General features: G+C 65.3%; 20 protein-coding genes and 1 pseudogene. 6 read left to right on the top strand and 15 right to left on the bottom strand.

The genetic code is table 11. The features are described 5' to 3' along the window. Positions 1-2: 2 nt before the first annotated feature. Positions 3-1,196, top strand: a complete 1,194-nt coding sequence (locus tag ACN0TK_RS00105; protein WP_417307394.1) for a class I SAM-dependent RNA methyltransferase — start codon at positions 3-5, stop codon at positions 1,194-1,196. Between the two features lie 175 nt (positions 1,197-1,371). On the opposite strand, the gene ACN0TK_RS00100 is transcribed toward ACN0TK_RS00105, so the two are convergent. From ACN0TK_RS00100 to ACN0TK_RS00075, 6 genes are all read right to left on the bottom strand, one after another. After that, the gene (locus tag ACN0TK_RS00100) at positions 1,372-2,373 is read right to left on the bottom strand and encodes a TIGR03842 family LLM class F420-dependent oxidoreductase (protein WP_417307393.1); all 1,002 of its coding nucleotides are present in this window, start codon (positions 2,371-2,373) and stop codon (positions 1,372-1,374) included. A 68-nt stretch (positions 2,374-2,441) separates the two neighbouring features. Next, complete coding sequence (locus ACN0TK_RS00095) at positions 2,442-3,251, bottom strand: ABC transporter ATP-binding protein (RefSeq protein ID WP_417307392.1); 810 nt, start codon at positions 3,249-3,251, stop codon at positions 2,442-2,444. Continuing rightward, the gene (locus ACN0TK_RS00090; protein WP_417307391.1) at positions 3,248-4,273 is read right to left on the bottom strand and encodes a putative F420-0 ABC transporter permease subunit; all 1,026 of its coding nucleotides are present in this window, start codon (positions 4,271-4,273) and stop codon (positions 3,248-3,250) included. Before ACN0TK_RS00090 ends, ACN0TK_RS00095 begins: the two co-directional genes overlap by 4 nt. Further along, positions 4,270-5,232 carry a putative F420-0 ABC transporter substrate-binding protein gene (locus ACN0TK_RS00085; RefSeq protein ID WP_417307390.1) on the bottom strand — a complete coding sequence of 321 codons (963 nt, stop codon included), beginning with the start codon at positions 5,230-5,232 and terminating at the stop codon, positions 4,270-4,272. Before ACN0TK_RS00085 ends, ACN0TK_RS00090 begins: the two co-directional genes overlap by 4 nt. A 2-nt stretch (positions 5,233-5,234) precedes the next feature. Continuing rightward, on the bottom strand, positions 5,235-6,080 hold the full coding sequence (cofE, locus tag ACN0TK_RS00080) for a coenzyme F420-0:L-glutamate ligase (RefSeq protein WP_417307389.1): 846 nt from the start codon (positions 6,078-6,080) through the stop codon (positions 5,235-5,237). Next, on the bottom strand, positions 6,077-7,105 hold the full coding sequence (locus ACN0TK_RS00075; protein WP_417307388.1) for a TIGR03557 family F420-dependent LLM class oxidoreductase: 1,029 nt from the start codon (positions 7,103-7,105) through the stop codon (positions 6,077-6,079). The genes cofE and ACN0TK_RS00075 overlap by 4 nt, the downstream gene beginning before the upstream one ends. Positions 7,106-7,235: 130 nt before the next feature. On the opposite strand from ACN0TK_RS00075, the gene ACN0TK_RS00070 reads away from it, so the two are divergent. After that, positions 7,236-8,672 (top strand): protein adenylyltransferase SelO, encoded by a 1,437-nt coding sequence (locus tag ACN0TK_RS00070; RefSeq protein ID WP_417307387.1) that lies wholly within the window; start codon positions 7,236-7,238, stop codon positions 8,670-8,672. On the opposite strand, the gene ACN0TK_RS00065 is transcribed toward ACN0TK_RS00070, so the two are convergent. Together ACN0TK_RS00065 and ACN0TK_RS00060 are read right to left on the bottom strand one after the other, a co-directional pair. Next, positions 8,621-10,768, bottom strand: a complete 2,148-nt coding sequence (locus ACN0TK_RS00065; protein ID WP_417307386.1) for a CHASE2 domain-containing protein — start codon at positions 10,766-10,768, stop codon at positions 8,621-8,623. The genes ACN0TK_RS00070 and ACN0TK_RS00065 overlap by 52 nt on opposite strands. Before the next feature lie 75 nt (positions 10,769-10,843). Further along, positions 10,844-11,668: a FecR family protein gene (locus tag ACN0TK_RS00060; protein WP_417307385.1), complete on the bottom strand. Its 825-nt coding sequence runs from the start codon at positions 11,666-11,668 to the stop codon at positions 10,844-10,846. A gap of 195 nt (positions 11,669-11,863) precedes the next feature. Between ACN0TK_RS00060 and ACN0TK_RS00055 the strand changes: the two genes are divergently transcribed. Then, on the top strand, positions 11,864-12,250 hold the full coding sequence (locus tag ACN0TK_RS00055) for a DUF3307 domain-containing protein (RefSeq protein WP_417307384.1): 387 nt from the start codon (positions 11,864-11,866) through the stop codon (positions 12,248-12,250). Positions 12,251-12,256: 6 nt separating this feature from the next. Here ACN0TK_RS00055 and ACN0TK_RS00050 read toward each other — a convergent pair whose 3' ends face one another. The 5 genes from ACN0TK_RS00050 to ACN0TK_RS00030 all read right to left on the bottom strand — a co-directional run bounded on the left by ACN0TK_RS00050 (position 12,257) and on the right by ACN0TK_RS00030 (position 18,234). Next, a complete protein-coding gene (locus ACN0TK_RS00050) occupies positions 12,257-12,724 on the bottom strand; it encodes a Crp/Fnr family transcriptional regulator (RefSeq protein ID WP_417307383.1) in 468 nt (155 codons plus the stop codon). 175 nt (positions 12,725-12,899) lie between these two features. After that, the gene (locus ACN0TK_RS00045) at positions 12,900-14,714 is read right to left on the bottom strand and encodes an IlvD/Edd family dehydratase (RefSeq protein WP_417307382.1); all 1,815 of its coding nucleotides are present in this window, start codon (positions 14,712-14,714) and stop codon (positions 12,900-12,902) included. A gap of 156 nt (positions 14,715-14,870) precedes the next feature. Further along, positions 14,871-15,893 (bottom strand): LacI family DNA-binding transcriptional regulator, encoded by a 1,023-nt coding sequence (locus tag ACN0TK_RS00040; protein ID WP_417307381.1) that lies wholly within the window; start codon positions 15,891-15,893, stop codon positions 14,871-14,873. A 29-nt stretch (positions 15,894-15,922) separates the two neighbouring features. Continuing rightward, positions 15,923-17,203, bottom strand: coding sequence for a phosphopyruvate hydratase (eno, locus tag ACN0TK_RS00035; protein WP_417307380.1), 1,281 nt, complete (start codon positions 17,201-17,203; stop codon positions 15,923-15,925). 32 nt (positions 17,204-17,235) lie between these two features. After that, positions 17,236-18,234 carry a phosphotransferase family protein gene (locus ACN0TK_RS00030; protein ID WP_417307379.1) on the bottom strand — a complete coding sequence of 333 codons (999 nt, stop codon included), beginning with the start codon at positions 18,232-18,234 and terminating at the stop codon, positions 17,236-17,238. Positions 18,235-18,324: 90 nt separating this feature from the next. Between ACN0TK_RS00030 and ACN0TK_RS00025 the strand changes: the two genes are divergently transcribed. Then, complete coding sequence (locus ACN0TK_RS00025; protein ID WP_417307378.1) at positions 18,325-19,077, top strand: SDR family oxidoreductase; 753 nt, start codon at positions 18,325-18,327, stop codon at positions 19,075-19,077. A gap of 51 nt (positions 19,078-19,128) precedes the next feature. Here the strand turns inward: ACN0TK_RS00025 and ACN0TK_RS00020 are convergent, their stop codons facing one another. Then, entirely contained in the window at positions 19,129-19,371 is a 243-nt protein-coding gene (locus tag ACN0TK_RS00020; protein WP_417307377.1) for a hypothetical protein, read from the bottom strand. A 259-nt stretch (positions 19,372-19,630) separates the two neighbouring features. Between ACN0TK_RS00020 and ACN0TK_RS00015 the strand changes: the two genes are divergently transcribed. Together ACN0TK_RS00015 and ACN0TK_RS00010 are read left to right on the top strand one after the other, a co-directional pair. Beyond that, on the top strand, positions 19,631-20,662 hold the full coding sequence (locus ACN0TK_RS00015; RefSeq protein ID WP_417307376.1) for a GlxA family transcriptional regulator: 1,032 nt from the start codon (positions 19,631-19,633) through the stop codon (positions 20,660-20,662). Positions 20,663-20,796: 134 nt separating this feature from the next. Further along, positions 20,797-22,023 carry an MFS transporter gene (locus ACN0TK_RS00010; protein ID WP_417307375.1) on the top strand — a complete coding sequence of 409 codons (1,227 nt, stop codon included), beginning with the start codon at positions 20,797-20,799 and terminating at the stop codon, positions 22,021-22,023. A gap of 104 nt (positions 22,024-22,127) precedes the next feature. Here the strand turns inward: ACN0TK_RS00010 and ACN0TK_RS00005 are convergent. After that, positions 22,128-22,268, bottom strand: a pseudogene (locus tag ACN0TK_RS00005) (signal protein PDZ); the annotation flags it as partial.

Genomic DNA, 22,268 nt, shown 5'->3' with positions numbered 1-22,268 from the left:
TGATGAACCTCACGATCAGCGCACTCGGCCAGTATGGCGATGGCATCGCCGACGCAGGCGGAGAGCGCTATTTCGTGCCCTTCACCCTGCCGGGCGACCAGATCGAAGCGGAAGCCGACGACGGCCGGATGCGGCTGGTTTCCGTCACCGATCCGGGGCCCGACCGGATCGAGCCCTTCTGCCCCTATTTCGGCACCTGTGGCGGCTGCAGCCTGCAGCATGTCGGCCCGACGACCTATGCAGCGTTCAAGCGCGACCTGGTGCGCACGGCGCTCGACCATCACGGCCTCGACGAGGTGGAGGTCGACCCGCTGATCGATGCGCGTGGCGCGGGCCGGCGGCGGGCGACGCTGCATGTTCGCCGCGACGCCGCTGGCTATATGCGCGCCAAGAGCCACGACGTGCTCGATATCGAGGTCTGCCCGATCCTCGTGCCAGCGCTGCGGGAGGCGGCGCCGCGCATTGCCCATGCCCTGCATACGCTGGTGGGCGACGCCGACGCGCATTTCACCGCAACCGACACCGGGCTCGACCTTTCCGTCAAATCGGAGCGCAAGCTGAAGCCGACGGCGACCGCGGAATTCGCCCGGGCCCACAAGCTGGCGCGGATGACCTTCAACGGCGAAGTGGTGTTCATGAGCCGCCCGCCGGCGGTGCGCATGGCCGCGAGCCTGGTCGAGCTGCCGCCCAATAGCTTTCTGCAGGCGACGGCTGCCGCGGAAACCAGGCTCGGCGATCTGGTGCTCGAAGGGATCGGCGCCGCCAAATCGGTCGCCGACCTCTTCTGTGGCATGGGACCCTTCACCCTGCGCATGGCGGCGCAGGCCAAGGTCTATGCTGCCGACAGCGATCGCCCGGCCATCGAGGCACTGAAAAAGGCCGTGAACCACACCCAGCGACTGAAGCCGGTGACCGCCATGGTGCGCGACCTGTTCCGCGACCCGCTGGCCCCGGTGGAACTGGACCCCTATGACGTCATAGTGTTCGACCCGCCGCGTGCCGGCGCCGAACATCAGGCCCGCGAACTGGCGCGATCCAAGGTCAAGCGCGTCGTGGCGGTCTCCTGCGACCCGCAGAGTTTCGCCCGCGACGCCGCCCTATTGGTCGCCGGCGGCTTCAAGCTGCGCAAGGTGACCCCGGTCGACCAGTTCGCCTGGTCCCCGCATGTCGAAGTGGTGGCGACCTTCAAGCGCTAGCAGCCGGTCCATCGCCTGACTGCCGACCCCTCATCGCCGGGCTCGTCCCGGCCATCCAGAGCCATCTCGACACATCACCGCCATCGCCCCTGGATCACCGGGACAAGCCCGGCGATGAGGGAGGCGAGGCAAGGGACAAACGGCACCGATATGAGCGGTCGTCGCTCACCTTGACCTAGCGGAACGCCGGGATGACCTCGCGGCCGTAGGTGGCGATGATTTCTTCTTCGTCGCCGCTGTCGAGATAAATGTTGAACTGGGTGACGCCCGCGGCTTCGAGATCGTGCAGCTTGGCGATGTGGTCGGCCGGAGTGCCGAGGACGCAGAAGCTTTCCACCACGTCCTCGGTGATGAAATCGAGGAACGGATTGTCGGCTTGGCCGTGCTTTGAATAATCGTAGCCGCGGCGCTTTTCGATATAGCTCGTGAGGCTGGCGGGCACCTTGTCGCTGTCCGCCCCGTATTTTTCGACGATGTCCGCGACGTGATTGCCGACCATGGCCGGGAACCAGCGCGTCGCCGCGATGGCGCGCTCCTTGTCACCGAAATAGGCGGGAGCGGCCGCCATGGAGCGGAAGCCGGACATGTCGCGCCCGGCTGCCTTGCCGGCATCGATGCACTGGTCGGTGAACCATTTGCACAGGCCCGGATCGCCGATCTGCAGCACCACGCCATCGGCATTTTCGCCGGCGGTCTTCAGCGCCAGCGGGCCATAGGCCGCGATCCAGCTCGGCATTTCGTGCCCGACCGCCCAGGGGAATTTAACCGTTTCCGGGATGTCGGAATAGGAAACCTCCTCCCCGCGCACCATGGCCTTGGTCTTGTGGATGAACTCGGCGACGCGCGCCAGTTTCGCCGGCTTCTTGCCCATAACGCGCATCGAGCTATCGCCGCGCCCGACGGCGAGATCGAAGCGGCCGCCCGACTGCTTGGAGAGCGAACCGAAGATCGAGGCGGCAACCGACCAGTCGCGCACATCTGGGTTGGTCACCAGTGGCCCGAAGCGCATGGTTTCGGTGTGTTCCATGCACATGGCGATCGCCGCATAGCAATCGCGCCACAGGATGTGGCTGTCATAGAACCAGCAATAGGAGAACCCGGCATATTCGGCGGCGCGCACCAGGTAGCGCGCCCGCTCGTGATCGATGAAGCCCTTGAAGGTGATACCGAATTCCATTGCGAACCCCGTCCCGCGTCACAGTGTTTGACCAGTTGGTCAAATTTCACGCCGGGCGGCGGCGATTGTCAATGCTGTTTGGGGCCCGAGGCGTTCGGCGCGGTCGGCAGCGCATAGGCGATCAGCGGCCTGCCGCTGCGCGGATGCACCACGATATCGGCATCGACGCCATAGACCGTGCGCAGCAGTTCAGGCGTCAGCACTGCCTCCGGCGCGCCGGCGACAATTGTGCGCCCGGCCGCCATGACGGTGAGCCCGTCACAATATTGCGCCGCCAGATTGAGATCGTGCAGCGCGACGACAATGGTCATGCCCGAAGCGGCGTGGCGGCGGAGCAGCGCCAGCATGCCCAGTTGCGCCGCGACATCGAGATGGTTGGTCGGCTCGTCCAGCACCAGCAGCGACGGGCTTTGCGCCAGGGCGCGGGCGACCAGCACCTTTTGCTGCTCGCCGCCGGAGAGCGTCGTAAAGCTGCGATTGGCGAATGCTGTCATGCCGACGGCGTCGAGCGCCTGGGTGACCGCCGCCTCGTCGTCGCGCGTCGGTGTCGCCTGCCACACCGACTGGAACGGGATGCGCCCCAGCATCACCACGTCGCTGACCGCCATCGGCGTTTCGGTGCCGCTGATCTGTTCGACATAGGCGGCGCGGCGCGCCCGGGCGCCACGCGGCAGGCTGAGAAAATCCGCGCCGTCGAACTGCACGCTGCCCCGATCCAGCGGCTCGAGCCCGAGAATGGCGCGCAGCAAGGTCGATTTGCCGGCGCCATTGGGCCCGATCAGGCCGTGAAGGCTCCCGGACGGCGCTGTGAGGCCAGCGCCATCGAGGATCGGTTTGGAGTCGCGGGTCAGCCGCGCATCGGCGACGACGAGGCTCATGTCGCCCTCCGGTAGCGGATGAGCACGGCAAAGAACACCGGCGCGCCGATCAACGCAGTGAGGATGCCGACGGGCAGTTCGCGCGGCGCGAAGAGGCTCCGTGCCGCCGTATCCGTCCACACCATGAAGACCGCACCGGCCAGCGCCGACAGCGGCAACAGCCGCCGGTGCTGCGTGCCGGTGGCGAGCCGCACCACATGCGGCACGACGAGACCGACAAAGCCGATGGCGCCCGAGACCGCGACCAGCAGGCCGGTGAGCAGCGCCGTGGCGCCGAGCAACAACCAGCGCATCCGGGCCACATCGACACCCAGCGCCGCTGCGGCCCGATCCCCGAAGGCAAAGGCATCCATCGCCTTGGCGCCGGCAATGATCGGCAGGCCGAGCACCAGGGCGGCGCCGAGCGCCAGTGCGGCATCCGACCACCCGGTGCCGCTGAGCGACCCCATCAGCCAGCTGAGGATCTCGCGATAGGAATCGCCGGTCGCCGACCAGAAGATCAGGAAGGAGGTGAGCGCCGAGGCCAGCGCCGAAACCGCGATGCCGGCCAGCACCGCGCGGGCCGGGGTGATGCCGCCCAGCGACCGGGCGATGAGCAGCGTGACCACCAGCGCCGCGCCCGAGCCGAGGAAGGCCCCGACCCCGAGCAGCAGGCCGAGCCCGGCGAGGAGGAAACCGACGGCGCCGAGGGAGGCGCCGGCCGAAAGCCCGAGCAGATAGGGATCGGCCAGCGGATTGCGCGTCAGCGCCTGCATCACCGCACCGCAAAGCGCCAGCCCCGCCCCGACACCGGCAGCAGCCAGCACCCGCGGCAGGCGCAGCTCCCAGATGATCGCATCGCGCAGCCGCGACACGGTGCTGTCGGGCGCCAGCCCCAAATGGTGCGCAATGGCCGAAAAGACCTCCCCCGTGCCGATATCGGCCGGGCCGAGGGTGACCGCGACGAGCATCGAGACGACGAGCAGCAGGCCCAGCGCCGCAGCCGCGGGGAGCAGCCGGATCCGCCGCGGCGCCTCACTCATTTGGAAAAGTCGAGTGCGGCCAGTTGCGCCGCCATGTCGGCCGTTGCGGAGACATTGCGCACCCCGGCTTCGGAGGCCGGGAAGGGAACGACCAGATAGCGCTCGTGGCGCACCGCATCGAGCTGGCTGGTGATCGGATTTTCCTTCAGCAACTGCATCTTCTGGGTCACCGGGTTCCACGCCGCGTCGACCAGAACGATCACGTCCGGATCGGCATCGACGATGGCTTCCCAGCTGGCCGAGAGCCAGCTTTCCGGCGTTTCGCCCATGATGTTCTCGAGCCCCAGCGCGTCGAGCATCATGTCCGGTGCACCACCGCCGCCGCCGACATAGGGCGTCTTGGTGCCGGACGAATACCACAGCGCCGTCAGCCCGCGCGTGTCCGGATCGACGGCATCGAGCTGTGCCTGCTGGCTGGCGACCAGCTCTGCCGCGCGGTCCGCCACGTCGAAGATCTCGCCCATCTCAGTGATCTGCGCGAAGACATCGGCAAAGGACAGGTCTTCGGGCACATAGCCGGGCGTGCGGCAGGCCGCGGGAGAAACATAACTCGCTATGCCGAGCTCGGCGAGGGTCGTGCGTTCGCCTGCGCCGTCGCCGGCAAAATTGCTCTCCCAGCCGCCATAGATGAAGTCGGGCTCGGTCGCCAGAACGACTTCGGGCCCGGGCAGCTTGTCGGCCAGTACCGGCAACCCGCCGACCTGCGCCGCGAGCTCCGGCGGCAGTGGGCCGTCCTGAAAGCCGACTCCGATGATCCGGTCGCCGAGGCCCAGTGCCACCAGCATTTCGGTCGCCGTCGACTTGATGGTGACGACATGCTCAGGCGCAGCGGGAATGGTGACGGTGAAGCCGCAATTGTCGAGGGTCAGCGGGTAGACGGTTTCGGCGCGCGCCGGCGCAGCCGCGAGCGAGAGCACCGCGAGACCCGCGGCGAGGGCTATCTGGCCAGCATGACGCATGGCTACACCTTTTCCTGTTTCTTTGACGCTGGTGCGTCGCGGCGCTCGGGCGCCGCTTCGCGCTGTTCGGCGAGAGCCGCCTCATAGCCCAGCCGATAGGCTTCGGCACTGCCAAAGCGGAACATGTCATCGTCGACACCGCGCACCAGGGTACGGGCGCCGGGCGCATCGAGCCCGATGACCAGCCGCCCCATGCCGCGCGCCACCGCGACCGGCACACCGGAAGCCTTGCCCTTGACGAGGTCGGCAGCGCCGGAGAGCTCGTCGGCGAGGACGGCGACGGTGACATCGAGCGGACGCCCGTTGGCATCGACGCCACCACGCAGGTCATCGGTCAGCACCAGTCCTGCGGCCCCGATCGCCACATCGGTCTGCCCGATGCGCCACGGCCGCCCGAAGGTGTCGGTGATGATGAGGCCCAGTGTAACGCCGAAGCGGTCGCGCAGCCCGGCGCAGAGCGCCCTGGCCGATGCGTCGGGATCGGCGGGGAGGCGCAGCGCCACGCCATCGGGCACATTGGACATGTCGATGCCGGCCGCGGCCATGATCAGCCCCTGCCGCGTTTCGACGATGCGCATCACCCCGCGCGGGTGGACGCGCTCCGCGACGACCCGCACCGTATCCTCGGCAATCGCGCGATCCCGGTCCTCGGCTGGCACCTGCATGCCTTCGGCCTTGGAAACGATCTTGCTGGTGACGATGAGGATATCGCCATCGCGCAGCGCCGCCTCTGGATCGTCAGCGGCACTGGCCGCGATCGCATCGCCGATGACGGCGACGAGATCGGCCCCCGCCGGGATTTCAGGGATCCCCGGCACGCCCCAGAAACTGAGGCGGTTGATGCTCATTTGCGCACCAGCTTGGGAAGCACCTTTTCGGCGAAAACGTCGATCCACTCGCGCTGATTGCGCCCGACATTGTGAAGATAGATGCGATCGAAGCCGAGATCGGCGAATTTCTGGATATAGGCGAGGTGTTCGTCGACATCGGGCGAGATCACCATGCGGCCCTTGAAGTCCTCGGGCCGCACCAGCTTGGCCATCTGTTCGAAATCGAAGGGCGAGCGGATATCGGCCTTGGGGAACTTCATGCCGCCATTGGGCCATTCGACCATGGCGTTTTCGAGCGCTTGTTCATAGGTCTCGGCCCAGCTCAGATGCAGTTGAAGCACCTTGGGCATGGTGTCCGGGTCCTTGCCGGCTTCAAGCGCGCCTTCATGGAAACGGCCGAACAGCATCTCGATCTTTTCGAGCGGCGCGCCCACGGTGATCATCCCGTCGGCGAACTTGCCGGCCTTCTTGGAATTGAGCGGACCTGCGGTGGCCAGCATGATTTCCGGCGGCTCTTCCGACATGGTCCACAGCCGCGTCGCCTCCATCTTGTAATAGGTGCCCTTGTGCTTGACGTCCTTGCCGGCGATCGAGGCATCGAACAGCTTGCGCATGATCTCGATCGCTTCGAACATCCGCGCCGAGCGTTCGCCGACATCGGGCCAGTACTCGGCAATTATGTGCTCGTTCAGCGCTTCGCCTGACCCGAGCCCGAGCCAGGCACGGCCCGGATACATGGCCGACATCGTCGCAGCGGCCTGCGCCACCATCGCCGGATGCCAGCGGAAGGTCGGGGCGACGACGCCGGGACCGAAATCGCCCTTGGTGCGCTCGCCCAGCGCCGCAAGGACGTTCCACACGAACGCGCTCTGGCCCTGCTGCGGCACCCAGGGCTGGAAGTGGTCGGCGGCCATCACGCCGTTGAACCCTTTTTCCTCGGCATAAACGCTGAGGTCGACCACCTCTTTGGGATGGAACTGCTCGAGCATGGCCGCGTAGCCGATCAGGCCGTCGCGCTCGGTTCGAAACGCCGATTGGGTCATTTTCCGCCTCCTTGAGCGGCATCCTTTTCGCCCAGCCACTCTTTCACGATATCAGCACAGATGTTTTTTGACCGAAAGGTCAAAAATAGTCCCCGTGGCCATTGCACCGGAAATTGTCCAGACTGCGCCGATGAGCTTTATCCCCCGCCGCACCCATGCCGATCTCGGTCCCGAATTTTACGACGCCGTCAGCGCCGCCGACTTTCCCGAAACCCGCCTGCGCTATCGCAACGAGCGCGCCGCGGCGACGGTCGGACTGGATGGGCTGACAGACGCAGAATGGATTGCCCATTTTGGCCGTTTTGCGCCCCTGCCCGGCAGTTTCGAACAGCCGCTGGCCCTGCGCTATCATGGCCACCAGTTCCAGAGCTACAACCCCGATCTCGGCGATGGGCGCGGCTTTCTGTTTGCCCAGGCCGAGGAACATGGCACCGGCCGGCTGCTGGATTTCGGCACCAAAGGCTCGGGCCGCACGCCCTGGTCGCGCGGTGGCGATGGCCGGCTGACCCTCAAGGGCGGCGTGCGCGAAGTGCTGGCGACATCGATGCTGGAAGCGCTCGGCGTCGATACCTCGAAAAGCTTCAGCCTGATCGAGACCGGCGAGGAACTGGAGCGCGGCGACGAGCCCTCGCCGACGCGCGGCGCAGTGCTGGTGCGGCTCAGCCATTCGCACATCCGCATCGGCAGCTTCCAGCGGCTGAACTATCTGGGCGAGACCGACGCCATGGCGACGCTGCTCGACCATGCGGTGAAGCACTATTACCCGGCGCTCTGGCGCGACGGCGATCCGGACCGCGCGGCGACTTTCCTCGGCGCCGTGGCCGAAAAGGTGGCAGTGACCGGCGCGCGCTGGATCGCAGCGGGTTTCGTTCATGGCGTGCTCAACACCGACAATATCAACATCACCGGCGAGAGCTTCGACTACGGCCCCTGGCGCTTCCTGCCGACCTATGACCCGGCCTTCACCGCAGCCTATTTCGACCAGACAGGGCTTTATGCCTTCGGGCGCCAACCAGACGTCCTCGCCTGGAACCTGACGCGGCTCGCCGAATGCCTGGTACCGCTGGGTGAACACGCCAAGCTGGAGGCAGCGCTCAACCGCTTCTGGCCCGCCTTTCAGCAGGCGATCTGGACGGCGATGCTGGAGCGGCTGGGCCTGAAATCGGCGGGCACCGAAGCGGATTCGGCGCTGGTCGCGGAAATCTTCGCCGCCCTGCACGCCACCCAGGCCCCTTATGAGCGGTTCTTCTTCGACTGGCGCGGCGGCGATGCCGAACGGGCCCTGCAAAGCCCCGCGGCGGCGCATTACCAGACGCCTGAGTTCGCGTCATTGCGCGCTATGATCTCGGACTTCAGCGCCGTCCCCCAAGCCCTGGCGCGCCCGTATTTTTCACGTGAATCACCGCGCACCATGCTGATCGACGAGATGGAGACCCTTTGGGCGCCGATTGCGGAGACGGATGACTGGAGCGCCTTTCACACAGCGCTCGATGAGATCGAAGAGATGCGGCAGGCCTATTGTGCCGGAACGACCTCGGATGCCGCGGGCGCAGCAGCCACGGACTGATCGGCATCGACGGGCGGGCCGAAATCGGCCAGCCGCTCCGCTATGGCGTCATAGAACCGCGGCAGTCCGGGCTCGACATCCGCCGCGAGCTGGCGACAGCGCGCCATCTGCTCAGTGACATCAGCGCCGGCGTGCAGGCCCGCGACGAGCTGCTCATGCGCGCTGCGCAGCGTGCTGAACGCCGCGCTGCTGGCGAGCGCTTCGCTGCCCACGAGCACGAACAGGGTAACCCGCTCGGCCTTGCCCTTGAGCGCCAGCGCCCCGGCCGGCAGCAGGGCAAACTCTGGCGCCGCATCCGCCACCGCACCGGTCACCACAATGTCGTAGCCAACGTCCTTGGTGGCGCTTTCAATGCGGCTCGCGACATTCACCGTGTCGCCCAGAGCCGAATAATCGAAGCGCGTATCGAGCCCCATATTGCCGACCAGCGCATCGCCGGCATTGATGCCGATACCGATGCCCAAGGCCTCTACCGGCGCCTTGTCGGCCTTCAGCCGGAAGGCGTCTTCGGCATTGAGCGCCGCCAGCCGCTCGCGCATGCCGAGCGCCGCCTCCATGGCGCGGGCCTCCTGATCCGGCACGTCGACTGGCGCATTCCAGAACGCCATGATCGCGTCGCCGATGAACTTGTCGATTGTGCCGAACTTGCCGACGATCTCATTGCCCAGAGCGCCGAACAGCGTGTTGAGAATGCGCAGGATGCGCGGCGGGTCGAGCTTTTCGCTGAGGGCGGTGAAGCCCCGCATGTCGGAGAAGAGCACCGTGATGCGGCGCGTATCACCGCCCAGCTTCAGATCGCTGCCGGACTTTTCGATTTCGCTCAGCAGCGCCGGCGACACGTAATAGCCGAAGGCCTTGCGGATCTGGCGCTTCGCCGCGTCGGTGGTGGCAAAGCGCAGGAACACCATGGCGGTATAGGTGAGGACCGCACCGACCAGCGGCCAGCTCGGATCGAGCATGATGCCCCTGGTGCTGAACATCCACCACGAAAAGCCGATCGCCGCGCCAAGCGCCAGCGTGCCACCGATCAGGCCGACGGTCGGCCCGAAATAGAGAACGATCGCGACGAGCAGCAGCCCGAGCGCAAAGAAGGAAACGAGTTCCAGCCCGCGCACCCAGTCGGGCCGCGTGAGATAGGTATTCGAAACGATCTGGTCGATCGCCTGGGCGTGGACCGTCACCCCCGCGACATTGTCGCCCAGCGTCGTATTGTGCAGATCGAGCAGCCCGCTGGCCGAGGTGCCGATGAGGATGATTCGCCCCGCGACCTTGTCGGCGAGCTGCAGGTAATCGTCGCCCATCAGATCGGCGGCGGAGATCACCAGCTGCGGCTGCGGCTCGCTGTAGTAGAGCCAGAGCCCGCCATCCGATGTGGTCGGGATGGTGAAGGGCCCCAGTCGCAACCCGTCGACATAGCCCGCCTGCTCGGTGTCGCCGAGCACAACCATGGTACCGAGGCCGAGCGCGATGCGCAGGGTTTCGACCGAAAGCGTCGGGTAGATCTGCTCCCCATCGGTCCACAGCATCGGCAGTTGCCGTACGGCGCTGATCGACGCGCGGGTGTTGAGGCTGACGGCGGCAAGCCCCGGCGCCGCGTCGCGCAAGGCCGGCAATGGCGCCGCGACGCCTTGCAGCAGGGGGATGTTGGCGCGCGGATCCAGCCCGCTGACGGCGGGAACGGATTTCGGCCGTCCCGTCATCGGCGGCCCCTGCGGCGAGCGCGAGAAGCCGAGCACCGACGGTCCACGGGCGAGCGCAGAGGCAAAGAGCGCGTCATTGTCCGGCAGCGCCGAGACATCGATACCGGGCAAAGTCTCCGCGATGCGGCTGGGCGACATTCGGTCGGCTTCGGGAAACAGCATGTCGAAACCGATCGCCGCAGCGCCGAGTTCGGTCAGCCGGTCGGTCATTTCCGCCAGCATGCTGCGCGGCCAGGGCCACTGCCCCAGCTGCGCCAGCGAGGCCTCGTCGACATCGACGACCCGCACCGGCGGATCGCCCGCCACCCGCGGCTTCAGGCGCTGATAACTGTCGAAGGCGATCTCGCGCAGCACCTGCACCGGATAGGGATCGGCCCCGCGCAGTCCTGTCAGCAACAGGACAATCACGAGGCCGAAAAGCAAAGGCAGAAGGCGGCGGAGTTTCATTTTTCGCGCGCGCCCTTCCCCAACTTAATCGAGGCCCCCAGCCTTAATGTAGTCATAGCCTGCATCGCCCGGACAATAGGTCTCGGGCTCCGCGCTGCCGACGGTGATGCAGCCATCGCCTCCGCCCCCCGTGCTCGTCGCCGGGCTGCCCCCACCTGCCGGTGCCGGCGGCTTGTTGAGGCAGCGGCGGGCTTCGGCAATGCGGAAGATGGTCATCAGGTCCGATTCATCCGTCGCATAGGGGAACAGCGATTTGAGCGAAACCCGGTCTTCGCCGCTGATATTGTCGGTGAAGCCGAGGATCTCGGAATCGCTGAAATCGGCCACGCCGACTTCGCAATAGTCGTCGACCACGACGCATTCACCGTCATTGTTGCACAGGTTGACCGCACCCTCGTAGAGCAGCACCGAGGTCTCGTCCTCCTTGACGACAAAATCGAAGGCCGTGCCGCGCACCCCGATCGTGCCGCTCGGCGTCGTAATCGCATATCGGTCCTTCGGCGCCGCGCCGGTGACAAACCGGAACGTGCCCGACAGCGCGTCGACCGCGAGCTTGCCGGCCGAACCGTCGTCGCGCAGCAGGTAATCCTCGATCACCAGCGCGGAATCCGGTCCCACCACCAGCTCGGTCTTGTCTTCGAACTTGATCTGCACCAGCCCGTCGGCGCCGGTGACCACCCTGTCGCCGATGAAGATATCGGCACCGACCGTCAAGACGGTATTGCCGGAACTGCGCTCGGCTGTGGCATCGGGATCGACGCCCAGAGCCGTCCCGCTTGCAGCCTCCGCCAGGCCAGGCATCAGCATCATTGCCGCCATGGCCAGCACGCAACTTCGTGTTCTGTTCATAGTGATCCCTTCCAACGCACCAACACCCCAGCGCGGTTGACTACACCAAACCTGAACTGCACCTGAACCCGGGCAGCGTCCACTTGCCGTGTTTGCAAAACTTGCGCTTGCGCGGGGCAGACTAGGTTGCCAGCATGTCGCGAGCAAGGGCGTCCGGTAAATGATGACGCCACAAATGCGAGGTCAATCGCGAGGATGGTCGGCTTTTTCTTTGTGCTGTTTCTTGGCCTGGAGATAAAGCACTGTGTTGCCGACTATTTTTTGCAGCCACAGTGGATCCTGGCGGGCAAGGGTAACTGGCGCGCGCCAGGCGGTTACGCGCACGCGGCGATTCACGCGGCGCTGTCGGGCGTGGTCCTTCTCATCGCCGGCACCCCGCTGCCGGCCACTGGTGCGATCATTGTGGGCGAGTTCATCGTCCACTACGCGCTCGACTATTCCAAGATCCGCTATTCCGAGGGCGTGAAGATGCAGGCCCTGCCGGCGCGCTACTGGAGCCTGCACGGTATCGACCAGCTGGCCCACCAGCTCACCTATGGCGCGATGATCTATGCGGCGGCGCTGGCCGCCGGCTACGCGTGACCGGGCTTACTTGCCCGAGCGGCCGCGCTTGGGCTTTTCGGGCTTGGCGACCAGCTGCGACAGGATGGTGTCGACCAGATCGAGATCCTCGCGCTTGCCTTCGGCCTGCTGCTGCAGATCGACCAAATAGGACGTGGTGTAATAGAGCCGCCGCGCCAAGAGCGAAGCCACGTGCAGCGCGATCTCGGGATTGCTGCCCAGGAACTCGAGCGCATCCTCGATGACATAGACCTCAACCTCCGACAGTGCCTTGACCGTCGCGCTGGCGGGCATTTCGAGCAGCACACCCATCTCGCCGAAGATCGACCCCGGCTCGTCGATGAAGCTAACCTGCGTGTCCTTGCGAAGCACTTCGATATGGCCTTCGATGAGCACGAACAGACGGGCCTCGGCGTCCGTTTCGCGGATCAGCGTCTCGCCAGCTGCGAAAGTGACCGCCTTGCGGCCCTGGCAATAGTCCAAAATCTCCGACATTCAGTATCCTTACCGGCAACGGCGCCGCACAACGCGCCAGGATGGTCAGTCTCGCTCAATGATGCGGCCATTTATTGGCTCAGAACCGCGCGTCCGCCAAGAAGAAATCGTGACAATGAAAATGGGGCCGCCAGTGGCGACCCCATGATGCTGTGCGACTGTGACCTGCTTGCGACTAGTGATTGTCGCGCGGCAGCCCGGCAGTCTGCGCCAGGCGCTGGTAATTGACCGCCGGCTTGAGCACGGCGCCCGTACCGAGCTGGTCGACGATACCGCGCTGGATCTCCTGCCAGGGCGTCTGGTGGTCCGGATACTGGTAGCCGCCCGACGCGTCGAGCTCGGACCGCCGCTTGGCGATCTCCTCGTCGGAAATCAGGATATCGGCCTCACCCTTGTTGAGATCGATCCGCACCCGGTCGCCGGTCCTCAGGATGGCGAGGTTGCCGCCCGCGGCAGCTTCCGGCGAGGCATTGAGGATCGAGGGTGACCCCGATGTGCCCGACTGCCGGCCATCGCCGATACAGGCGAGCGAGCTGATGCCCTTTTTGATCAGGTAATCCGGCGGCCGCATGTTCACGACTTCCGCCGCCCCCGGATAGCCGACCGGCCCGGCGCCGCGCATGAACAGCAGCGTGTTCTCGTCGATCTCCAGCGACGGGTCGTCGATCCGGTGGTGATAGTCCTCCGGCCCGTCGAACACCACGGCCTTGCCTTCGAACATATCGGGATGCTCGGGATTGGACAGGTAGCGCTGGCGGAACTCGGGCGAGATCACCGAGGTCTTCATAATGGCGCTGTCGAACAGATTGCCCTTGAGCACCAGGAACCCGGCCTCTTCCATCATCGGATGCTCGAACGAGCGGATGACATTGGCGTCCTGGATGGTGCGATCGGCGCAGTTCTCGCCCATGGTCTTGCCATTGACGGTCGGCGCGTTTTCCTTAATCAGCCCGTGCTTCATCAGCTCGTTGACCACGGCCGGCACGCCACCGGCGTGATAGAAGTCCTCGCCCAGATATTCGCCGGCCGGCTGCATGTTGACCAGCAGCGGCACGTCGTGGCCCTTTTTCTGCCAGTCGATGATGTCGAGCTCGACGCCGATATGGCGGGCGATAGCATTGATGTGGATCGGCGCATTGGTCGATCCGCCGATCGCCGAATTGACGACGATGGCGTTGTGGAAACTGTCCGCGGTGAGAATATCCGACGGCTTGATGTCCTCATGCACCATGTCGACGATGCGCATGCCGGTGCGCCAGGCCATTTCCTGACGGTCGCGATAGGGCGCCGGAATGGCAGCCGAGCCCGGCAGCTGCATGCCCAGGGCTTCGGCCAGCGAATTCATCGTCGAGGCGGTGCCCATGGTGTTGCAATAGCCCGTCGACGGCGCCGAAGACGCCACCAGCTCGATGAACTGCTCGTAGCCGATTTCGCCAGCCGCCATCATCTGGCGGGCCTTCCACACGATCGTGCCCGAACCGGTACGCTCGCCGCGGAACCAGCCGTTCAGCATCGGGCCGACCGACAGGGCGATGGCGGGGATATTGACCGTCGCGGCGCCCATCAGCATGGCCGGCGTGGTCTTGTCGCAGCCGATCGTCAGCACCACGCCATCCAGCGGATAGCCGTAGAGCAGTTCGACGAGGCTGAGATAGGCGAGGTTGCGGTCGAGCCCCGCGGTTGGGCGCTTGCCCGTTTCCTGGATCGGGTGCACGGGGAATTCGAGTGCGATACCGCCGGCGTCGCGAATGCCTTCACGGACACGCTTGGCCAGTTCGATGTGGTGCCGGTTGCACGGGCTCAGATCCGAACCGGTCTGCGCAATGCCGATGATCGGCTTGCCTGACTGCAGTTCCTCGCGGGAAATGCCGTAGTTCAGATAGCGCTCGAGATAGAGCGCCGTCATGTCCGGATTGGACGGATTATCGAACCACGCCCGCGACCTGAGCTTCTTGGCCCCGTCAGGGCTGGCTCCGTTGTCCGAACTCATGCTGCTCTCCTCATGCAGTGCGTCCGGCGCCCTCCCCTGCTGCGTTTCGCGGCAGTATTCGGTACGAATTTTGGAAAGTTCGGCCGGCCCCTCTATAGGTCGACTTCGATATCAGGTGCCCGACGGGTCGGCAAGGACGGGACGCGCCCGAACCGTCTATCGCGCCGTGCTGCCGCGCGCCTCGAGCCGCACCGGGCGGATCAGCCGCCGGTTCGGCAGCGGCCCGGTGTCGAGGCGTTTCAGCAGCATCTGGCCGGCATCCTTGCCGAGTTCATAGGCCGAGACGTGGATGGTGGTGAGGGGCGGTTGGGTGTGCGCGGCATAATCGAGATCGCCGAAGCCGGCGATGGCGACACGGCCCGGAACGTCGATACCCATTTCGCGCGCCCGCAACAGGGCCCCGGTGGCCAAAAGGTCGGTGGCAAAAAAGATCGCATCGCAATCGGGGTGCTCGGTGACGATTTCCTCGAAGGCCGACATGCCCATCATCATGGTACCGGTGCCTTCGAACGAGTGCACATAGACCTCGTCGATGCCATGCCGGGCCAGCCCGGCACGAAACCCCGTCAGCCGCTCCGCCGTGCGCCCGCTCGAATGTCCGAAATAGGCGACATGGCGGAAGCCCTGCTCGGCGAAATGCTCGCCGACCATCCGCGAGGCGTCGGCGACGGAAAAGCCGACCAGCATGTCGATGGGGTCGGGGTCGTCATCCCACATCTCGAGCACCGGCACATCGAAATCGGTCAGGGTGTTGCGCAGGCTTTCGCTGCGCACGCCCTCGGACAGCACAACCGCCGCGGGCCGGAAAGACATCAGCGAGTTGAACAGATCGCTATCGGCATCGACCGAAAAGCCGGTCTGGGCGAACATCAGCCGGAACCGCGACCCCTCCAGCGCATCGATCAGCCCCTGGATCGACGCGGCGTAATGCGGGTTCTGCAGGCTGGAAACGAAGACCGTGATAATCGAAGAGCGGCCCGACCGTAGAGTCGAGGCGAAGCTGTTGACCACATAACCAGTCTGCGCCACCGCTTCGGCGACCCGCTGACGCGTCTCTTCCTTGACCTTTTCAGGATTGGACAGCGCACGTGAAACGGTGATTGGCGAAACCCCGGCGACCCGCGCAACATCTTCGACGCGAACCCTGCGGCTCGTGCCGTCAGTCTTTTTATCGCTCAATTGCGCCCCCCGGCGTTGTTAACACAACACTACATCGAAACGTCGAAATTCCAATAGTGGGTGTTTACGCAGTTATACGCGATCCGTATGACTTCATTCCACTTCGCCGTACGCTCGGACCGCGTCATTGATCCAACCTTGATTTGGTCAGACATCAATCCAACTGCAAGATGCGCGAGACTAACATCTTCACTTTCACCCGACCGCCCTGACTGGATTGTGTTCCAGCCCAACCGGCGGGCGGCTGCCGACGCGGCAATGAGCTCACTCACCGTACCACACTGATTGGCCTTCAGCAGAACGGTGTTGCAGGCGCCAAGCGCCCCGGCGCGGGCGATCCGCTCGGCATTGGTCGTCAGATAGTCGTCGCCGACGATCTGCACCCGATGACCCAGCTGGCGGGTGATTTCGGCAAAGCCTTCGTCGTCATCTTCTGCCACCGGGTCTTCCAGCGAGATGATGGGATAGGCATCGACCCAGTCGGCCAGCAGCTCGACCATCTGAGAGCTGTCCAGCGCCCGGTCCTCGAGCTGCAGACGATAGCGGCCATCAGCAAAGAACGAACTCGCGGCGATATCGAGCGCTATGCCAATGTCTTCGCCCGGCTTGAAACCGGCCTGTTCGATGGCACGGGTGGTGAGCTCCAGCCCCTCGGCATTCGAGGCAAAGTCCGGCCAGACCCCGCCTTCGTCGGCAACGCCATTGAGCTTGCCCTGTTGCTTCATGGCTGTGCTGGCCGCCATATGGACTTCGGCGATCCACTCGACGGCCTCCGCGAAGCTCGTGGCGCCCCTGGCGATCACCAGATAGTCCTGGATATCGATGCGGTTACCGGCATGGCGGCCGCCGCCGAAGATCTGGATCATCGGAGCCGGGATCTGCACCGGACCATCCAGCCCGGCAAGGCTGCGAAGGTGCTGCCACAGTGGGATTTTCTGGTGCGCCGCGGCGGCCCAGGCGACCGCCAGCGATGTCGCGACCAGCGCGTTGCCGCCAAGACGCGACTTCTGTTCCGTACCATCTAAGGCGATCAGCGCCTGATCGATCGCCGCCTGTTCGGTCGAGGCAAACCCCCGCAAACGTTCGGCAATTTCGCCGTTGACGGCATCGATCGCGCCATTGACGCCATAGCCGCCGAGCCGCGTGCCGCCGTCACGGCGATCCAGCGCCTCACGCCGTCCGGTCGACGCGCCGGAGGGGGCGATGGCCCGACCTGTGGCGCCACTATCGAGCGTGATCTCGACCTCGACGGTGGGCCGGCCGCGGGAGTCCCACACCTGACGGCCCAAAATCTGCCTTATGCCTGCCATGGCGATGAACGGCTCCTGAGGATGATGTCGACTTAGTGAAAAGTGGCAAACAGCGGGGCGAGTTCCGGCATCGGCGTGCGAATGGCGGGAATGGCCAGCTCCCGTACCTTTTCGCGCGCCGCAGCGTCGAGATATTCGACCGGCGACTTGCCATCGACGCGCGCCAGCATGAGGCAGGGCAGCAAGGCGGCCACGCGCGCTTCGAGCGCCGGGCGCCCCGCCGCGGGGAAATGGCCAAGCCATGTTTGTGCGAACGCGTCCGCCTGGGCCAGCAGCTCGCCGCGCTGCGCCGGAAGATGCACGGATTTCAGCACCAGATGGTTGAGGCAGAAGGCGGCATCGAAAGCCGGATCGCCATACCAGGCGCACTCGGCATCGAGCAGTACGGGGTGGCCGTCGGCTTTCGAGACGAGAATGTTCTTGGGGCTGACATCGCCATGGACCAACGCCTGATGGGTGCTGGCGGTGGTCTCGAGCACCATGAGGATCGCGTCGCTGAGCTCGGGATGGCGACCGGCGGTATGGCGAAGGTAAGGGTCGAGCCGCAGCGCGTCGAACAGCGCGTCGGTGGGAAAGGCCGCGGCGACCGTAGCGTCGTCGCGCGTCGCCGCATGAATGCGCCCCAGCGCGTCGGCGACCGCCACGGGAACAGCGGGATCGGCGCGGCCCGCCAGCAGCTCGGATTTCCAGAGCAGATAGTCCTCGGCCGGCAGATATTCGAGCAGCGCCACGCCGTGCTCGGCATCCTCGCCCAGCACTTCGGGCACCGCACCGGGCACGATGGCCCCGGCGCAGCGCAGCCAGGCGATTTCGTAATGGTTGCGCTCGGTCGGCGCCTGCCAGTCGGTGGCGACCTTGAGTTTTGCCAGCGCCCGCTTGGCGCAGAGCTGCCGGCCGTTCTGAAGGTCGATCCGCACGATATCGGACGAGACACCGCCGGTGAGCGGCGTGACCGTGAACCCGGACGTTTCCTGCAACCCTGCAGCCGCAAAAAGGGGCGGCAGCAAGCCCTCCCAGCTATCCTCCGGCATGTCGTCTCTCCCTTGACTAACATGTTAGCCGATGGAAGGCATGGGAACAACAGACCCGCGCAGGCGGGCAGCGACCAGGAGGAGGACGCCATGGGACGGCTGGACGGGAAGACCATATTCATGACCGCGGCGGCAGCGGGGATTGGCGGGGCGGCGGCGCTGGCCTTCGCCCGGGAGGGCGCGAGGGTTATCGCCACCGATCGCGACGCCGAGGCCATCGCGCGGATGGACGCGCAGCTGGCAGAAATCGGTTCCGGCCACCAGACCGAAGTGCTGGACGTCACCGACCATTTTGCGCTCGCCGATGCCGCCGAACGGCACCATGGCGTCAACGTGCTCTATAATGGCGCCGGCTGGGTACATCAGGGGATGCTCGGGACGACCGAGCTGGCCGACTGGCAGCGCAGCTTCGATATCAACGTCACGCCGATGTTCGTTCTGACCAAGGCCTTCCTGCCCGGCTTCATCGCCCAGGGCGGCGCGACGATCATCAACATCGCTTCGGTCGCCAGCTCGCTGAAAGGCGTGCCCAACCGGGTGAGCTATATGTCGACCAAGGCGGCGGTGATCGGTTTCACCAAATCCGTGGCCTTCGACTACATGCAGCATGGCATCCGCGCCAATGCGGTCTGCCCCGGCAGCGTCGATTCCCCCTCGCTGCATGCCCGGGCGCACGAACTGGGCGATCACGACGAGATCTGGGAGCAGTTCGTCGCCCGCCAGCCCATGGGCCGCATGGCGGCGCCCGAAGAGATCGCAAACCTCTGCGTCTATCTCGCGAGCGACGAAAGCGCCTATGCGACCGGCGCCAATTTCATCGCGGACGGCGGCATTACGCTTTGAGCAATAGTCGGATGGGCGCAGCCAGAGCCGCGCCCATTCGCGTGTGACGGCTTACGCCGCCGCGCTGGCAGCATCGCGGCGCCGCGACCGCAGCAGCCGGGTCAGTTGCACGCCGTTCAACCCCAGGAAGAACAGGTTCCACCCGACAACGTTCAGCATCGGTTCAGGCCGGGTGCCGAAATAGAGCGCCAGGCAGGATGCCGCGATCATCGTCAGCACACGCAGGATCACCATGTCCGTCGTGAAGTAGGCGATGACATACAGGATATTGGCCGCGTTGATCAGCAAGTCCATGGCGCAGCTCCTGGCGGAAATATCGACCGGTATTCATTCCGGACGTCCCGTACCACAAGCTGCTGCAGGGCAATATCGACCATGACACCACCCGCCCCGGCGGATGACATGATCGCAAATCGATTTGCGTTCGACTTCATCTTGCAAGTCCTTTGACTGTGTGACGCCTGAGGCGTATGAGATGCCGGCCTTTTAGACTTGGAACGGCCGGCCAGATAGGCTGCGTTCGGACACAAACGGTTCAAATCGGACAGATCCCATGTCGCAATTCCCCACCCGTGCCGCATTCAGCCCATTGCAGACCGCTGTGGTCGTGAGCCCTGAAACCGGGTCGGCCGGGGCCTTCATTTTCATGGATGTGCTGGCTGCGGTCGGGCGCATCTGGCAGCATCTGCACGACGAGACGCCGACGCCCCATTTTGCCCCGCGCCTGTTGTCGCTGGATGGCAAACCCTATCGCGATCCGCACGGGCTGCAGATCGTTCCGCATGGCGCGCTGGCCGATATGCCCGATCCCGACATCGTCGTCATACCCGAACTCGGCATATTGCCGGATGACCCCATCCCCGAGAGCATGGGGCCAATTGCCGAGTGGATCAGGGACGCGCATGACCGGGGCGCCATGGTCGCCTCGATCTGCTCGGGCACCCTGTTGCTGAGCGAAACGGGACTGCTCGACGGGCACGAGGCCACCTCGCACTGGGGCTTTTGCGATACCATCGCCCGCCGCCATCCCGAAATCCGCATCCGCAAGGACCGAATGCTGGTGCCCGCCGGTGAAGGACACCGGCTGATCACCACCGGCGGCTTCTCGTCCTGGAACGACCTGTTGCTCTACCTCATCGGCAGGCTGGTCAGCCCCGAGGAAGCCCGCCGTATCGCCAAGGTCTTCCTGCTCGACTGGCATGTCGAAGGGCAATTGCCTTTCGCCGCCCTCAATGCCGGCCGCAAGCACGACGACCAGATCGTCTCGGACGCCCAGCTCTGGGCTGCTGACCAGTATCGCGAACCCAATCCGGTCGCCTGCATGGTGGCGCAGAGCGGGTTGACCGAACGCAGTTTTCACCGCCGCTTCAAGAAGGCCACCGGCCAGTCGCCACTCGAATATGTGCAGACGCTGAGGATCGAGGAAGCCAAGCAGGCGCTGGAGACCACCGACACAAGTTTCGACGAGATCGCCGAAGATGTCGGCTATTCCGAGCCCTCGGCCTTCCGCCACCTGTTCCGACGGCTCGTCGGCGTCACGCCCTCGGCCTATCGCCGCCGCTACCAGCGCAATATGGCGGCGTGACTGAGGGGAACGTTTCACGTGAATCGCTTTGGTTACGGATTCACGTGAAACGTGCGCTTGCCGAGAGGCGCGGCGCGGCCTAGCCTCGGCCTCCCACCTTTGCGCCGCCCTGGCCGGCGCCTTCTGGCTGAACCATGACCGACCCCGCCCCTGCTGCTGAGGCGCATGTGCTGCGCTTGCCGGCCTTCCGGCTCTTCCTCGTGTCACGGGCGCTGTCGTCCATCGGCTTTCAAGGTTCGGCCGTGGCCATCGGCTGGCTGGTGTACGACACGACCCGCAACCCCTTCGATCTCGGGCTCGTCGGGCTGGCGCAATTCCTGCCCATGCTGATCCTCGCCTTCGTGGCGGGGCATGTGGCCGACCAGTTCGACCGCCGCCGCATCGGGCTCGTGTGCCAGATCATCGAAGCGGCGACGCTGGGGGTGCTGGCGCTGGGCGTATTCCAGGGCTGGCTGCCGGTCTGGGGCGTATTCGTCGGGGTCGCGGTGATCGGTGCGGCGCAGGCCTTCGAGCGGCCGACCATGGCGGCGCTGCTGCCGGCCATCGTGCCCCTGAACCAGCTGCAGACGGCGGTCGCCACCTCCACCTCGGTGATGCAGACCTCAATGATCATCGGCCCGGCGCTTGGCGGTCTGCTCTATGGACTGGGGCCTGTCGTGCCCTTCGTCTTCGCAGCAAGCTGTTTCGCGGCAGCGAGCTTCGCCGTCACCGCCCTGCCACCGCCGAAATCCATCCCCATCAAGGCGCCGGTCACCCTCAAGCGCGTCTTCGCCGGGCTGGCCTTCATCCGGTCGAAGCCGGTGATGCTGGGCGCCATCTCGCTCGATCTGTTCGCCGTGCTGCTGGGGGGTGCGACGGCCATGCTGCCGGTCTATGCGCGCGATATCCTGTTCGCCGGGCCCTGGGCGCTGGGTTTTCTCAGAACCGCGCCCGCCGTTGGGGCGGTGGTGATGTCGCTGCTGCTGGTGCGCTTTCCACTGAAGCACAATGTCGGGCGCGACATGCTGATCGCCGTCGCCATTTTCGGCGTCGCGACGCTGGTCTTTGCGCTGTCGACCAACATCATCCTGTCGGTGACCATGCTGGCCATCCTCGGCGCCGCCGATACCGTCAGCGTCGTCGTCCGCTCTTCGCTAGTGCAGCTGATGACGCCCGACGAAATGCGCGGCCGCGTCAATGCCGTCAACGCACTGTTTGTCGGCGCCTCGAACCAGCTCGGCGAGTTCCGCGCCGGCACGTTCGCAGGGTTCATGGGCCCGGTCGGCGCGGTGGTCTTCGGCGGCATCGGCACGCTGGTCGTGGTCGCGGTCTGGGCCAAGATTTTCCCCGACCTTCGCAAGGTGGACACCCTGGAGGGCTAGCAGGTTCTCACGTGGTCTCCGCATCACCGGGCTCGTCCCGGTGATCCATGCAAATCGCACTAGCTCTGGATGGCGGACGGCTCAGCGTCCGACACGCAACCCCGCTACTGCAGCAGCGGGCGCTTGAGGAAATCGTTGCGGTCGGCGGATTTGACGCGCACCCAGTTTTCGCGGCCATCGCGCACGATGCGCATGGGCACTTCGGCGCCGGCCGGGCCGATGCTCCACACCTTGCGATACATGTC

Source organism: Devosia sp. (assembly GCF_048261455.1).
In the GTDB taxonomy this organism is placed as follows: Bacteria; Pseudomonadota; Alphaproteobacteria; order Rhizobiales; family Devosiaceae; genus Devosia_A.
Note: the sequence above shows the minus strand (reverse complement) of the source record. Positions and strands in the feature narration are given on the sequence as shown.